This window comes from Rothia aerolata (assembly GCF_014635585.1).
Lineage (GTDB): Bacteria > Actinomycetota > Actinomycetes > Actinomycetales > Micrococcaceae > Rothia > Rothia aerolata.
The window spans coordinates 61,915-76,308 of sequence record NZ_BMDC01000005.1 but is presented as its reverse complement, the minus strand read 5'-3'; the positions used below and the strand labels follow the sequence as shown (position 1 = coordinate 76,308).

The window sequence follows — 14,394 nt, the reverse complement described above, 5'->3', positions numbered from 1 at the left end:
CCATACGTTTCACCCGTTAGTTCGCTGCGGTAGTAGTGGTGGGGGAAGCCTGTGCGGAGGCGCTGGCAGAGGCACTGGCTGAAGCTTCCGGAGCGGTAGCCACGTAAACATCTACGCTACTACCAACTTCAACCTGAGACCCAGAAGAGGGGTTGGTTCGCAGAACCGTGTTCTCGTCTGCGCTCCTCGACTCCTCCTGGTGTACCTTCACGTTCACACCCAGCTCGGTAATCTGGTTAATCGCCTCATCGGCATCCTTACCCTCAAGGTCACTGGGCAGGGTCACAGAGCGGGGGCCGGTGGAATACTCGACCGTGACCGTGCTACCTACCTCAACGGTACCGCTGGGGGAGACCGAAAGAACGGTATCTGACGGTTGATCTGAGGTAACCCCGGTGGTTCGGGTAGACAGCCCCATGTTAACCAGTTCGTTGACGACCTCTTCAAGGTTGCGACCCTCGAAATTAGCCGGGTTGATCTCCACCGTCTCAACGGTGTCTGTAGCCGCCGCGGCGTCGTCCTCGGGGCTAGCCTCTACCGTAGAGACAGTACCCTCGGCCGTGGGCGTGGCGTCGTCAGAGGTGGTGCTGGAGCTGCTGTTGTTGCCAGCCAAGAAGAACCAGACCAGCAGACCGGCAAGAACCAGCGCCAGAAGCAGGGAGACCCAGCCCCAGGGCGACTTCTTCTTAACCGGCGCGGCGGGGTAGGCCGGGGACGACGCCAGGGTGGAGCCGCTGACGGCGGGCATCTCGGCGGTGGTGGGCTGCGGGTTATACCGCTGACCGCTACCAAAACGCGGAGTTGTTGCAGCAACAGCGGTGGGGGCGGTCATCACCTCGGTTGCCGAGGTCTGGGCGCCGCGGGGTAGGAACTGCTCCAGGGACGGAACAGCCTTAATAGCTGCGGGAATATCGCGGCGGCGAATCGCGTCAATCGCGCTCGCCAGAGCCGTAGCGTTCTCGGGGCGCTGGGCGGGATCCTTAGACAGCAGGCACATAATCAAGCCGGCCGCCGCAGCCGGCACCTTCTTGGGCAGCGGCGGAGGTGGATCGTTCACCTGGGCTAGCGCAATAGCAATCTGCGACTCGCCGGTAAAGGGGCGCTTACCCGCCAGGCACTCATAGCCAATAATGCCCAGAGAATACATATCTGAAGAGGCGGTAGCCTGCTGGCCGGTAGCCTGCTCGGGCGCAAGATACTGGGCGGTACCCATCACCTGGCCGGTGGCGGTCAGCGGCACCTGGTCTGCCAGGCGGGCAATACCAAAGTCGGTGACCTTCACGCGATCATCGGGAGTGATAATCAGGTTACCGGGCTTCACATCGCGGTGCACCAGACCCTGAGCGTGGGCGGCAGCCAACGCGCGGGCAGTCTGGGCAATGATATTCAAAATACGGTCGGGATCGAGCTTGCGCTCGCGCTCGATAATGGCAGACAGTGGCTCACCCGGAACCAGCTCCATGACCAGGTAGGCAGAGCCCTCCTCCTCACCGTAGTCAAAAACATTGGCTACACCGGGGTGGTTAAGCAGGGCAGTGTGGCGGGCCTCGGCGCGGAAACGCTCGAGGAAACCGGGGTCGCCGGTATATTCCTCTTTCAGAATCTTGACCGCGACTATGCGCCCCAGTACCTTGTCTCGGGCCTTCCAGACCTCACCCATGCCGCCAATAGCAATGCGCTCGGTCAGATCGTAACGACCGCCCAGAGTTGTCTCGGTTGAGGGTCTCACTTGTTCAACACCGCCTCGAAAATCTGCTGGGCTGCAGGAGCTGCAAGCTGCGCTCCCTCAGCAGTATCCACACCTTCGTATACCACTGCAAGTGCAATCTGTGGGTCATCAGCAGGCGCAAAACCCGTAAACCACGCGTTGTTGAGACCGGAGGTACCAAGTTCGGCGGTACCGGTTTTACCGGCAACCTTGACCCCGCCTACCGCGGCGCCAGACGCGATGCCATTGTCCACGTCATTAACCATCCAATCTTTCACCTGCTGAGCAACCTGCTTAGATGTCGATTGTCTCAACTCTTCTGACGAAAACTCATAAAGAGAATTCAAATTATGCGATTTTACTGACCGAATCAGGTTCGGTTTCATCTGCTTGCCGTCATTGGCAATAGCTGCTGAAGTCATGGCCACCTGCAAGGGGGTGGTTCGTACATCGAACTGACCGATGGCAGCCTGGGCCAATTCGCTCTCGGCCATGTCAGCCGGAAAGACCGACTCAGAAACCGCTAGCGGAATAGACAGGGACGAATCCCCGTAACCAAAATTCTGTGCTACCTCAGTCAGCTTATCCTCTCCAATATCCATCGCAATCTGGGCAAAAGGAGTATTGCACGACTGCGCTAAAGCCCATTCTATGGTGGCTTCGGTGCGGGTGGCACATTGGCCGTTCACATAGTTGGGCAAAGTGGTGTTAGTACCGGGCAGCCTGTACTCCTGGGGATTATCAATCACGCTGTCTTTATTGTATTTGCCAGACTCGAGAGCTGCTACCGCGTCAATAATCTTGAAGGTAGAGCCGGGCGAGTAGGTGTTTCCGGCAATCGCCCGGTTATAGAGCGGGTTATCGGAGTCTTCGGTCAGCGCCTGGTACTGGGCCAGTACCGACTCGTTGTTGTGCGAGGCCAGGGCATTGGGGTCGTAGGAGGGGGTCGAAGCCATAGCCAGCACCTCGCCGGTTTTGGGGTTCAGCGCCACGATGGATCCTTTGTGCCCCGCCAGCAGGTTGTAGGCCAGCTCCTGCAGCTGAGAGTCGATGGTCAGCTCCACGGTGGCCCCCTGTGACGATCCGCCGGTGAACATCTGGGCCAGGCGGTCATAGAACTGCCGGTCAGAGGTTCCCGCCAGCTCCTCATTCATGGCCGATTCCAGCCCGGTGGTGCCGTAGATCGACGAGAAGTAGCCGGTCAGGTTAGCGTAGGCCTCGGGGCTGGAGTAGATGCGCTGGTAGTCGTAGCCGTCGTCCGAGGGCACTGACGAGGCGATTTCGCGGCCGTCCACCACAATCGAACCGCGCTGGGCCCCGTAGCTTTCATACATGGAACGGGAGTTCCAGGCGTTAGCGCTTAGAGACTTGGCGTCGAAGAACTGGATGTAACTCAGCGAGCCCAACAGCAGAATAAAAACGCAGGCGGAGACAACCCACACATTCCGGATTGCTTTATTCATTCTCGCCTCCTGCAGAAGTTGAAGAAATACGGGAAATCACGCTGGTTGCGCCGTCATTTTCGCTACCGCTGTAGTCGATGCTGTCTTGTTGGTCGTCATACATCTCCACCACGTGCGGGGCGCGGGCGGTGTGGGAGATGGCCAGCAGAATCGCCACAATCACCCAGTTGGCTAGCAGAGATGAGCCACCGGCCGACATAAAGGGGGTGGTCAGACCGGTCAGCGGAATGAGTCGGGTAACGCCGCCAATCACCACAAAGAGTTGCAGCACCATGACGGCGGAAAGCCCACCGGCCAGCAGCTTGCCGAAGCTATCGCGGGTTCCCAGGGCTGCGCGCAGACCCCTGGTAATCACCAGCAGAAAGAGCATGAGAATGGCGGCGAGGCCCACCAGGCCCAGTTCTTCACCCAGGGCGGTAATAATCATGTCTGAGTTGGAGAACGCCACCAGGTCGGGGCGGCCGTTGCCCCAGCCCTTACCGAAGAGACCACCGGCTGCCAGGCCGAAGAGACCCTGAATAATCTGGCCCGAACCGCCGTATGCCTGGTTATAAATTTCGGGGTCGAAAGCGTGAATCCAAGCGTAGATACGGTAGTTCACGTGGCTGATGAAGTTGTAGGCGAGCACACCTCCGGCAGCCACAAAAATCAGGCCCAGCGCCACCCAGGTGCGGGATTCAGTGGCCAGGTAGAGCATGGCCATAAAGAGTCCGAAGAAGAGGATCGCTGAACCGAGGTCACGCTGGAAGACCAGCACGCCGATACTTGCCAGCCAGGCGACGAACATGGGGGCAAGGTCTTTGAAGCGGGGCAGGCGCACCGGGCCCACCTTCTTGCCTGCCAGCATGATGAGGTCGCGGTGGATCGAAAGATAGCCGGCGAAGAATATAGCCAGAGTAATCTTGGCAATCTCGCCGGGCTGGAAGGTGCGGCCCGCCACCGAGATCCAAATTCGGGCGCCGTTGAGCTCTAGCCCAATGAAGGGGAGCAGGGGCAGAAGCAGCAGAACTAAAGATGCCGCTAGCGAAATATAGGTAATCTTCCGCAGAACCTTATGGTCTTTGAGGAAGAAGATCACCGCAGCCGCGGCGACCATCGCCACGCCCGTCCAGATAATCTGGCTGGCACCGGCGTTAGCGCTGGTGGTCAAATCAATCCGATAGATCATGGCCAGCCCCAGAGCATTGAGGGCTACCACGCAGGGCAGAATAAAGGGGTCTGCATACCTGGCGCGCAGGTGCAGAACGATATGAATCAGCAGGGCGCCGCCACCTAGCACCGCGGTAGCCAAAAGCCAGGTGGTCTCACCCTCGGCAATTGCCTCGGAATCAATGAGCCACATGCTAGCGGGGCAGAGCGCCACGGCGATGAGGGTCAGTGCCAGCTCTACCATGCGGCGGGACTTGGGCGCGGGCAGGGAGTCAGCCAGGTTTTTCTTAGCCATTGGTGCCTCCTGATCTGCTCGGTTCTGAACTGCTGGGTGAAGCGCTGTCTGAGGGTCTTACCGTTGTCACGGTGCCGGGGGTGGGCTGCGGGGAATCCTGTCCGCTGTCGGAGCGAAGGTCTGCCTGCGCCTGAAGGTCGCTGACTATGCGCTCGGCATCGGCCTCATCCTCGGCAGAGATAGTGCCCTGCAACAGGGACCTCGAGTACTCAGGTAGGGAATTCACCTCAATATCGGTTTCTTCCACCACCTCGTAGAGGTGTACCGGTCCAATGGACTGGGGAATACCGCTGTAGACCGCCACCTTCTCGTCGCTAATTCCCACGTAGTACTGGTTATCCACCCAGTTGAGAAAGGCGGCGCCGGCTGCCAGCACGGCACCCAGGGCCAGCACCGTGACAAAGAAGCGCAACGGCCAATTGGGTCGGGGCGGCTGCGAATCATCAATCAGCGCCTGAATTTCCTCGGGTAGGTCAGCCGGATCATCCACCGGCTGCTGCTCCTTGGTTTCGGTCATGGTGGCGCGCCGTTCCAGGGTACGGTTGGTCACCGCAGGAATCATGCCGGTATTGGTGGCATTGGCTGCCGCACCCACCAGCTGGTGGGGCCTCTCGTTGAGTTCCTGCCGCAGTACCGCAGCCGACGAATCCTCGCACCGTTCGGGGCGCTCGTCCAGCCCCGAGGTCTCGGTCATCATATTAAAGACGCCGTCGGAGAAAGACTCGCCGCGCCACTTGCCGTGGCGCAGGGCGTTGCGCAGCTTGGCGTCGTGGGGCAGGCGGCGGCGCCAGGGGGCGCGATGTTTGGACGCCGCCTCCTCGCCGTCGGCGGTCTCTGCGGTTTCTTCACGGCCCTCCGGTTTATCCTCGGCAGAGGGGGCCAGTTCGGCAGCTTCCTCCACCTCGGGAGCCTCGCCAATTAGCTCGCCGTCCTGCGTATATTTCCGCAGGGGAATAATAGGCTGGGGGGAGGTAATAGCGTCTGAGAGACTTTCCTCATCGATCACCGACAGCACCACCACCGTGACGTTATCGGGGGCACCTCGGTCGAGAGTGAGGTCAACCAGAGTATCGCAAATCTGCTTGAGGTCGCCGGTGGAGCGCATCACCGCCTCAATCTCAGAGACCTCAACCACCGAGTCAAGACCGTCTGAAGAAAGAACCCACTTCTCACCGATTTCCGCATCGAGGGTCTTGGTCTGTAGTTCGGGGGAGGCATCAACATCACCCAGCACTCGCATAATCACGTTCTTGTGCGGGTGGTTCTCCGCCTCCTGCGGGGTCAGGCGCCCCTCTTCGAGCAGACGCTGCACAAAAGTGTGGTCGGTGGTGATCTGCTCAAAATTTTCCCCGCGCAGGCGGTAGGCGCGGGAGTCACCGATATGGGCAAGCTCAATCTGCTCGCCGTCAATCAGCAGGGCAGTGCAGGTGGTTCCCATGCCAGATAGGCGCGGGTTGAGATCCACCAGCTCGTTCATAATCATGTTGGCGGTGGTAATTTCATCGGCCAGGTACACGCCGGCAGAGCCGTTGAAGCCCGGGTGATCCAGCGGAGTCAGGTCTAAAACGGTGGTGGCAGAGGCAACGTCGCCACCCACGTGGCCACCCATGCCGTCGGCAACCACCGCTAAATAATGACCGGCGTAGCCCGAGTCATCATTTTTAGCGCGCACTCTACCCACATCGGAGCGGGCGGCATAGCGAAAAGCGATTCCCATCAGCCTATGCCCTCAGCTGCATGGTGGTACGGCCCACGCGGAAGTCGGTGCCCGGCTCAATAGGGGTGGCGCGGGTGAGGCGGGTGCCACCCACGAAGGTGCCGTTGGTGGAACCGAGGTCTTCAAGAAACCAGCGGGAACCCTGGGGAAAGAGGCGGGCATGGCGGCCCGAAGCGTAGTCATCCTGCAGGGAAACCTCAATGTCGCTGGCCCGACCCAGGGTGATGGGCTGGTCTCCTAAACGCAACACGGAACCCGCCTGGGCGCCGTCCGTAATCACCAGCTGGGTGGGGCGGGCAGGAGGCGGCGGGGTCTGCTGACCGGCAGCGCGACTCTCAGGCTGGGAGGACGGCGCCGCCGCGGCGCGGGTGGCGCGGAAATTCTTACCTACGCCCAAATCCCGGCGCGAAGCCGCAAGAATCAAAAAGACGAAGCTCCACAGCAGAGCCAGAAAAGCAAAGCGCAGAAGCGTAACGGTAATTTCAGAGGCCATTAGCGTTCCCCCCTTGGAACCATCAGGCGAAAGACAATGCGGGCCCGCCCCATAGTGATCACCGATCCGTTGCCAATCTCGCGCCGACCCATCAGCTTCTCACCGTTGACAAAGCTACCGTTGGTGGAACCGAGGTCTACCGCCAGGTAGACGCCGTCCTGCTCCATAATCTCTAAGTGACGGCGCGAAACCCCGGTATCTTCAACCGTGATATCGGCGTTGGAACCGCGGCCCAGAACGACCGGAAGATCACGCACCGAGTAGTTCTCACCGTTGATTTCAAGCACCACCTGGGGCTGCTGCGCATAGCTTTGACCAAAGCCCACCTGCGGGCTGAGCTGGGTGGGGGCGGTGAGCAGACTGTGGTTGCTGGGATGCTGGGAGGGCTCCGGCTGGTTACGCCGCGGTGGGCGAGGAACCCTGGGCTGGCGATGTAGACGGGGCTCCGCTGCGGAGTCGGGAGTGTCGAAGGCGCTTTGACGAATGGACGCCGGCTGCTGCAGCTGGGGCTCGGGCTGGCGGTAAGCCTGCTGGTGGGAGGGGCTTTCCTGGCGCTGATTGGGTGCTGCAACCTTCTCCTGAGAAGAATGCACCTCAAAGTCACCCGGCTCCACCTCTTCGGCAACGGTGAAGGTCACCCGAACAGAACCGCGCAGGGAGTAGCCCTGGGTACGGGCATGGCGAATCGCCACATCGCAGAGCTCTTCTGCCAGGGCAGCACCCCACTTCTGAACCCGGGGAAAATCCTCCGCCGCAAACTCCAAGGTGAAAACATTGGGCGCAATAGTGCGGCCCGAGGAAATCGCGTATGCCTTGTTGTCCATATCCGTACGAATACGGTTGGCCAAATCGACCGGCTCAAACACGCCGCCACCCTTGCTAAAGGTGCCACGCACGGCCTTCTCCAGGCCCTGTTCAATCCTGTTGATGAACCCCATGACTTGGCCTCCTTTAGAAATCTCGTGGGTAGCTGCAAGTTGAACAGCATAACCGACCTTTGTGTGGGCAACCTGTGTACCGCGTTATCAAAAGCTTAGAGAGCCGGGCCTTTTGGCCTTCTCTTTCCGCCGCAATTTTTGGCGCAGTAACAGCAACTCTATAGCCCCAGTCTAATAGATTAAGTGCCTTAACCGGCGGTCTTCACCCCTCAGGTGACCGGGTGCTCGGGACGGGTATTCTAAATAGGATCGAAGAGTGACCAAACGCACTCAGCTCTCGATTGGACGTTTTGGCTCGCCTGTGTGTATAGTTATTACTCGTTGCACACCGAGACTATCGGTGCCGACCACTTGCGCAAGTGGCGGAATTGGCAGACGCGCTGGCTTCAGGTGCCAGTGATCGCAAGATCGTGGGGGTTCAAGTCCCCCCTTGCGCACAGAGCAAACCGCTCTCACTCGGGAAATCCGAGGGGGGCGGTTTTTTTCGTACCCTGAGTGCCGAGCGGCCACTTTTGTACCGTTTTTAGCTGATTTTCGGTTTAAAAATGGCCTCTCGAGGAGGCTAGATACTAGAGCTAAGGATTATATGCAGGCACCCGCTCACAAAAGAATTGGGATTCTCATTGTTGCCGTAGCAGTTATATGGCAGGGAGTCGGTACTTCCCTAGTAGGAAAGTTAGTAGACCCATCTCGCTCAACCTTCCTTACCTTTAGCGCCTTTCTAGCAGCCGCTGGCATATCGCTTTTAGCCTACCTGTTTACTCGAAAGAAGAACTCGGCCGCCCCTCGCTCGGCGGTTTCTCGAAAAACCGCGCTTTCCCTCAACATCTTCACGGCGGGCGCATTCTGCCTGTTTTATATCTCGGCGACCATGGTTCCCCCAGCGGCTGCAAGCGTGATTGAAACAGGGGTTGGCCCGCTCATTGTCGCCTTCATGATGGTAATAGCGGCGAAAAATACTTCTGGGGTAAAGACCCTATTCGCCCCTGTTCTCGTGGTTTTCCTGGCGGCAATCTTCGTTGCACTTCAAGATATTCGGTACAACGCCGTAACGATTGTGGGCATTCTCTTGGCTATTTTGGCTGGATCTTCAGCGGTAGGCGTGCTCTATTCTTCGCAAGCTGCTGTGCGAGAAGGGGCAAGCGTTCTTCAGATAGCTGCTATACGTTTTCATCTTGCCTGGGTGGTTAGCGGCATTATCGTTGTCTTTACCGCGCAAAATTCACTGGCAGGCGGCAATATCTTTCAAAACGTTGGGTTATCTGTTGTGTGCGTAACCTTGCCTATCTTGCTTCTGCAATGGGGCATTACTATTGCCTCGCCCTTGGCCTCGTCTTTAGTGATCGCGTGGTTGCCGGCCATTGTTTTAGGCACCGACGTGCTCTTAGGGGCTTCAGTTACTTTTAGCCAGGTCGTGATTCTTTTTGCGATTGTGTGCGCCTCGATAGTGCCGGTTCTGTTGTCGAAGAAAGCCGAGGCCTAAAAACCGCGAGGGGTCACATATCGTTCACTTTTGCCCTGTTTTGGGGCTATTTTTGAACGATACGTGACCCCTCGCGGGGGTTGGAGATAAAGCCTAGCTCTCCGCGATGGCGGGCTGGCGGCCGCCCAGCTCCGCGTCGATGCGCAGCAGGCCCGAGCCCTCACCGTTGACCATCTGCAGGCGGGCCAGAATTTCAGAGGTGGTTGCCTCCTCCTCAATCTGTTCTTCCATGAACCAGTTGAGCAGGGGGCGGGACTCGAAATCGGCGGCAGCCTCGGTCTCGCGGTAGAGGTCGCGGATAGCGGCAGAAACCTTCTGCTCGTTCGCCAGGGCAACCTCAAACATCTCAACGGGGCTCAGACCCGGCTTGATGGAGTGCTCGGGAATCTGGCCGATGTTGGCGTGGTTGCCGCGGTCAGAAACAAACTTGATGAACTTCAGCGCGTGTTGGGTTTCCTCTTCGGCCTGAGCGTGGAACCAGGCGGAGATGCCGGGAAGATCCTGCTCGTCTGCCTCAATCGCCAACTGGCGGTAGGCGATAGCCGACTCAAACTCTAGAGTGATCTGTTCTTGGAACTTCTTTTCAAGGTCAGTAGTAATCTGCATACCACCTAATCTAGCGAGAAAAAGTCAGCTTGTCTGTAACTTTTTGACGGTTTAGTTTGTGCGGTTAACCGCTGTGGAGACCTTAAATTGACGGTTAGGAAACCCCCGGGTAGAAGGTTACCCAGGCCATACTAACCAGCCGAAAAACCGCTAGAAATCAAGGATTTTCATCTGTGCCGGAGCATTTTTCATCACACTTAGCGAAAATCTTTTTGCAGGGGTGCAGAAACCGCACCATTGCAACTAGAATAAATTTTCGTTCGCTTAATACTTCTCCGAGCACCTATTGTTTGATAGTTGGCCAAGAGGAAACATAGCGAACCGACATCAGCTACCGGTTCAACCTCCCTAACAGACGAGGTTCTTCAGCTACGAAGGTTATTTTTTGTCTTCAACAACAGTAGAAACCAAAGCGCCCCAGGGCGCCGCATCAGAGGGTGAGTCAAACCCTCTGATGACCCAGCGGCAGATTCTGCTGGTTATCTTTGGCCTCATGGCGGGCATGTTCCTATCGTCCCTCGACCAGACCATTGTCTCCACCTCCATTAGAACCATCGGTGATGACCTCAACGGTCTGGAACAGCAGGCGTGGGTCACCACCGCCTACATGATTACCTCCACCATCACCACCCCGATTTACGGTAAGCTCTCTGACCTGTTTGGACGGCGCCCGCTCTACCTCTTCGGTATTTTCGTCTTTATTCTGGGTTCCCTGCTCTCTAGCTTCTCGACCTCCATGATTATGCTGGCTGCCTTCCGTGGTGTGCAGGGTATTGGTGCTGGTGCGCTGATGTCGCTCCCCATGGCGATTATGGGAGATATTCTGGCACCCCGCGATCGTGCGAAGTACCAGGGCTACTTCCTCTCCGTCTTTGGTGTTTCCTCAGTGCTGGGCCCCCTGATTGGCGGCATTTTTGCCGGTGCCAATGAGATTCTCTGGGTAACCGGCTGGCGCTGGGTCTTTCTCATTAACGTGCCCATCGGCATTATTGCGTTTGCAATGGTCTGGACTTTCCTGCACATTCCCAACCAGGGCAAGAACAAGGAGAAGCCGCACGTAGACTGGGGCGGCGCCGTCGCCGTCATGGTGGCCCTCGTTCCCCTGCTGCTCGTGGCTGAGCAGGGCCGCGAGTGGGGCTGGGGCTCCGCGGCGGCTATCACCTGCTACGTGATTGCGGCGCTGGGTCTCATCGTTTTCCTTGCTATCGAGTCGAAGCAGGGGGCAGATGCGATTATTCCGCTCAAGCTCTTCCGCACCGGCTCCTTCTCTATGGCAACCCTTCTGGGTTTCCTGGTGGGCTTCGGCATGTTCGGTGCGATGATGACCATTCCGCTCTTCCTTCAGATTGTCATGGGCCTGACCCCCACCGAGGCGGGTTTCGCAACCCTGCCCATGACCGCCGGCATCATGATTTCGTCAATCGTCTCGGGCATTGTGGTATCGAAAACCGGTAAGTACCAGATCTTCCCGATTTTCGGTCTCTTCCTCATGGGCATCGCCTACTTCTACCTGACCTTCATGAACGCAGACCGCGAAATCTGGTTCCTGATGCTGGGCATGTTCGGCATTGGCCTGGGCCTGGGCCAGCTCATGCAGTCGTTGACCCTGGCTGCCCAGAACGCGGTGAAGCCCTACTACATGGGCGTGGCAACCTCTGCGGCCACCTTCTTCCGCCAGATTGGCGGTACCCTGGGCACCGCGGTGCTGCTCTCCGTGCTCTTTACCGTGATGCCCACCAATATTCAGAACTCTATGAGCGATGAAGAGGAGCTTTCTTCAGCCCTGGACGCCGCCCTGACCCCCGCTGTCGCCACCGCCCCCGCCAACGCCGGGGTAATGGAGCAGATGTGGAACCCCATTGTTGACCCCATCAAGCAGCAGGTCGAGGCGCAGATGGCACCCACCGGGCAACCGGTGGACTGGTCAAACGATGAGTTCCGCTCCCAGGTGGTTGAGCAGGTTGCTCCCGAGATTTCTTCTCAGATTCAGGAACAGGAAGCATCTTCAGACTCCTCGAACGAGGGCTCGGCGAATATCTCCGACACCTCCTACCTCAACGGCGCCGACCCCCGCCTGACCCGCCCTTTCATGGTCGGTTTCAGCAACTCCGCCGTGAGCGTGTTCTGGGTGGGCTTCGCGGTGATTTGCCTGGCCTTTGTGCTCTCGCTCTTCTTCCGCGTGCCCCCGCTGCGCCAGCGCTCCGGCATTCAGGAATCCGCTGATGCACCCCGCACCGGCATGATCAACGCCATTGGCCCCGCCACCGGCTCTTTCCCGGTGATCGGCCACGATGTTGCGGATTCTCCCGCAGCAGGTGCGGAGCAGAAGGCGACTGTTGCTGTGGATTCTGAGCTTCAGGACGACGCCGCGCCGGCTCCTGCTCAGACCCCTGGCGTGGCACCAACCCGGTTGCGCAAAACCCAGTCGGCCTCTGAGCGTAAAGCATGGCTGGGTGTTGCCGGGGCTTCGGTGGCGGCCGGCCTCTCAGCCGTGATTGTTTCTGCCCTGCGCAAGCGTAAGTAGGCTGTGGATTTTAGAACTTCAGCCCCCGAGTGCCGTCCTGGTTCTGAGTGATAAAAGGGTTCTCGGGGGAGTCGCCGGTATTGAGGTTTTCCACATCTGAAGTAGCCGCCACGGTCCGCGGGCGAAAGGTGCGGGGATGCTCTGAGGCGGGGACGGCGCCGTCCTGCCAATCCTCGCCCCCGACGGAAGCTTCTACATAGTCAGGCCGTGCCCGGTGTTTTTTCTCCTGGTGGGAGCGCACCATCCAGGCGATAGGGCCGAAGATGGGCAGGGCCAGGGCAAGCAGCAGCCAGCCGAGCTTGTGCACCTCATCGAAGTGCTTGTTGCGGTAGATGGTGAAAATGCAGTAGAGCGCCAGCGCGATACCCAGCAGAATCATGCCAAGAACCAACCAGCTGAGAAGGGTGGGGTCTGCGGGGGCGGCGTCTGTCTCGAGATTCATAGGGCTAGATTATCTCACACCCCCAAATTGCGAGGGGTCACATATCGTTCAAAATAAGCCCCAAAATAGGCAAAAAGTGAACGGTATGTGACCCCTCGCGGAGGAAAAGAGGAGGCAAGCCTAGCCCAGCTCGTGCCTCATTGCCGTGAGCAAATCAGTCTCAAAGAACTCGTAGCCGCTCTCCTGCAACTTATCGCAGCTGACTGTCTGGTCTGCCAGCACCAGCTGCTCTACGCCGTCCTTGCCCAAAAGCAGGGCGGGCGCAAGCTTGGGCGCGCGCAGAAGTACCGGGCGGCCCACCGCCTTACCCACGGTCTTTGCCAGCTTCTTGGCGGTAACCGGCGCCGGTGCTACCGCATTGACCGGGCCCTCAAGGGTGTCGGTGAAAAGAGCGTGAACGTAGATGCCGGCAATGTCGTCGAGGGAAATCCAGGACTGAACGTTTTCACCCTTGCCCAGCACCGCCCCGGCACCCGAGAGAAAGAGGGGCAGCTGCATGCGCAGGGCCCCACCCAGGGCAGACTGTACGACGCCGGTACGCACGTTGACCACGCGGATTCCAGCTTCGCGGGCGGGGTCGCAGACTTCCTCCCAGCGCTTGCAGACAAAGGCGAGAAAGTCCCCGCCCGGTTTGGACTCTTCGCTGAGAAGCTCTCCACTGCGGTTGGCTCCGTAGTAGCCGATCGCTGAGGCGCAGATGAAGGTCTGGGGCCCACCCTGCGGGGCGAGCTTGGCCAGAGTTTGGGCCAGCAGGTGGGTGGAGTTCACGCGGGACTCAAGAATCCGCTTCTTGTTTTTCTCGCTAAACCGGGTGTTAATCGAGGCACCACCCAGGTGAATCACTGCCTGAGCGCCGTCAAAGGCAGCTTCGTCGATGCCGCCCCGTGCGGGGTTCCAGCGGAACTCGTTCTCGGTGCGGGGTTCGCGGCGCACCAGCGTGCGCACGGTGTGGCCACCGCCGGTCAGCAGGGCCTGAACCTGCCGACCCACCGTGCCCGAGGCCCCGGCAATCACCACCGTGATTGGCTCGTGAGCGTAGCGCTGCTGAAAGGCCAGATCGGCTTCAAGACGGCGGGTGCGCTCTGCCAGCATCGCCTCGATGTGCTTTTCCACCTGCTTGCCGCTAAACCGCTGGGTAAACCGGCGCATGCTCACCAGCGACGAAGCGCGAACGGGCTCGCCCGCCTTAGCCTTTGCCTTGATCTCAGACTCGGGCAGAAGCTCGTAGCGAATCGAGTCGCGCACCACGGTCGCACCTGCGGTACCCAGCAGGTCGTGGGTGTGCTCCCACTCCTTGAAGGGGCCCTTGAGCTGGCGGTCGGTGAAGGAGGTTTCCTCTACGCGAGTCACCTCGCTGACCCAGGGCATGGTAATCACGCTGCGGGTGCCGGGCACACCCGACTTGAGCTTAGCCCGGCTGCCCGGGGCAACGGCGGCCTCTTCAATCACTGACCCCGCCCAGTGCGGGGTAATGCGGGTGAGCGCCCCCCTGCGGCGAAACCAGGTATTGACCTGCTCCAGCGGAAAATTTACCGGTGCCGAGGATTCAAATATGCTCACGAGGGGGCGCTCCTAA

At 59.1% G+C, this 14,394-nt stretch carries 11 protein-coding genes and 1 tRNA gene; 3 read left to right on the top strand and 9 right to left on the bottom strand.

Going from position 1 to position 14,394, the window contains the following annotated elements; all coding sequences use genetic code 11:
• Positions 1-16 precede the first annotated feature (16 nt).
• From IEV00_RS10995 to IEV00_RS10970, 6 genes are read right to left on the bottom strand one after another with little or no spacing between them, the layout of a single operon-like run.
• Complete coding sequence (locus IEV00_RS10995) at positions 17-1,729, bottom strand: protein kinase domain-containing protein (RefSeq protein ID WP_188360416.1); 1,713 nt, start codon at positions 1,727-1,729, stop codon at positions 17-19.
• Positions 1,726-3,171 (bottom strand): peptidoglycan D,D-transpeptidase FtsI family protein, encoded by a 1,446-nt coding sequence (locus IEV00_RS10990; RefSeq protein ID WP_188360415.1) that lies wholly within the window; start codon positions 3,169-3,171, stop codon positions 1,726-1,728. The genes IEV00_RS10995 and IEV00_RS10990 overlap by 4 nt, the downstream gene beginning before the upstream one ends.
• Positions 3,164-4,615 carry an FtsW/RodA/SpoVE family cell cycle protein gene (locus IEV00_RS10985; RefSeq protein ID WP_188360414.1) on the bottom strand — a complete coding sequence of 484 codons (1,452 nt, stop codon included), beginning with the start codon at positions 4,613-4,615 and terminating at the stop codon, positions 3,164-3,166. Before IEV00_RS10985 ends, IEV00_RS10990 begins: the two co-directional genes overlap by 8 nt.
• Positions 4,608-6,332 (bottom strand): PP2C family protein-serine/threonine phosphatase, encoded by a 1,725-nt coding sequence (locus tag IEV00_RS10980; RefSeq protein ID WP_188360413.1) that lies wholly within the window; start codon positions 6,330-6,332, stop codon positions 4,608-4,610. The genes IEV00_RS10985 and IEV00_RS10980 overlap by 8 nt, the downstream gene beginning before the upstream one ends.
• A gap of 4 nt (positions 6,333-6,336) precedes the next feature.
• Entirely contained in the window at positions 6,337-6,825 is a 489-nt protein-coding gene (locus IEV00_RS10975; RefSeq protein WP_188360412.1) for an FHA domain-containing protein FhaB/FipA, read from the bottom strand.
• Positions 6,825-7,763 (bottom strand): FHA domain-containing protein, encoded by a 939-nt coding sequence (locus IEV00_RS10970; protein ID WP_188360411.1) that lies wholly within the window; start codon positions 7,761-7,763, stop codon positions 6,825-6,827. The genes IEV00_RS10975 and IEV00_RS10970 overlap by 1 nt, the downstream gene beginning before the upstream one ends.
• A gap of 353 nt (positions 7,764-8,116) precedes the next feature.
• On the opposite strand from IEV00_RS10970, the gene IEV00_RS10965 reads away from it, so the two are divergent.
• Both IEV00_RS10965 and IEV00_RS11195 read left to right on the top strand, forming a co-directional pair.
• A tRNA-Leu gene (locus tag IEV00_RS10965) sits at positions 8,117-8,200 on the top strand.
• Between the two features lie 149 nt (positions 8,201-8,349).
• Positions 8,350-9,246, top strand: coding sequence for a DMT family transporter (locus IEV00_RS11195; protein ID WP_229723205.1), 897 nt, complete (start codon positions 8,350-8,352; stop codon positions 9,244-9,246).
• 93 nt (positions 9,247-9,339) lie between these two features.
• On the opposite strand, the gene IEV00_RS10955 is transcribed toward IEV00_RS11195, so the two are convergent.
• Positions 9,340-9,852, bottom strand: a complete 513-nt coding sequence (locus IEV00_RS10955; RefSeq protein WP_188360410.1) for a ferritin — start codon at positions 9,850-9,852, stop codon at positions 9,340-9,342.
• Positions 9,853-10,306: 454 nt separating this feature from the next.
• Here IEV00_RS10955 and IEV00_RS10950 point away from each other — a divergent pair, with 454 nt between their 5' ends.
• On the top strand, positions 10,307-12,376 hold the full coding sequence (locus IEV00_RS10950) for an MDR family MFS transporter (RefSeq protein WP_188360437.1): 2,070 nt from the start codon (positions 10,307-10,309) through the stop codon (positions 12,374-12,376).
• 10 nt (positions 12,377-12,386) lie between these two features.
• Here IEV00_RS10950 and IEV00_RS10945 read toward each other — a convergent pair whose 3' ends face one another.
• Both IEV00_RS10945 and IEV00_RS10940 read right to left on the bottom strand, forming a co-directional pair.
• The gene (locus IEV00_RS10945) at positions 12,387-12,818 is read right to left on the bottom strand and encodes a PLDc N-terminal domain-containing protein (protein WP_188360409.1); all 432 of its coding nucleotides are present in this window, start codon (positions 12,816-12,818) and stop codon (positions 12,387-12,389) included.
• A 120-nt stretch (positions 12,819-12,938) separates the two neighbouring features.
• Positions 12,939-14,378, bottom strand: coding sequence for a TIGR01777 family oxidoreductase (locus IEV00_RS10940; RefSeq protein ID WP_188360408.1), 1,440 nt, complete (start codon positions 14,376-14,378; stop codon positions 12,939-12,941).
• Positions 14,379-14,394 lie beyond the last annotated feature (16 nt).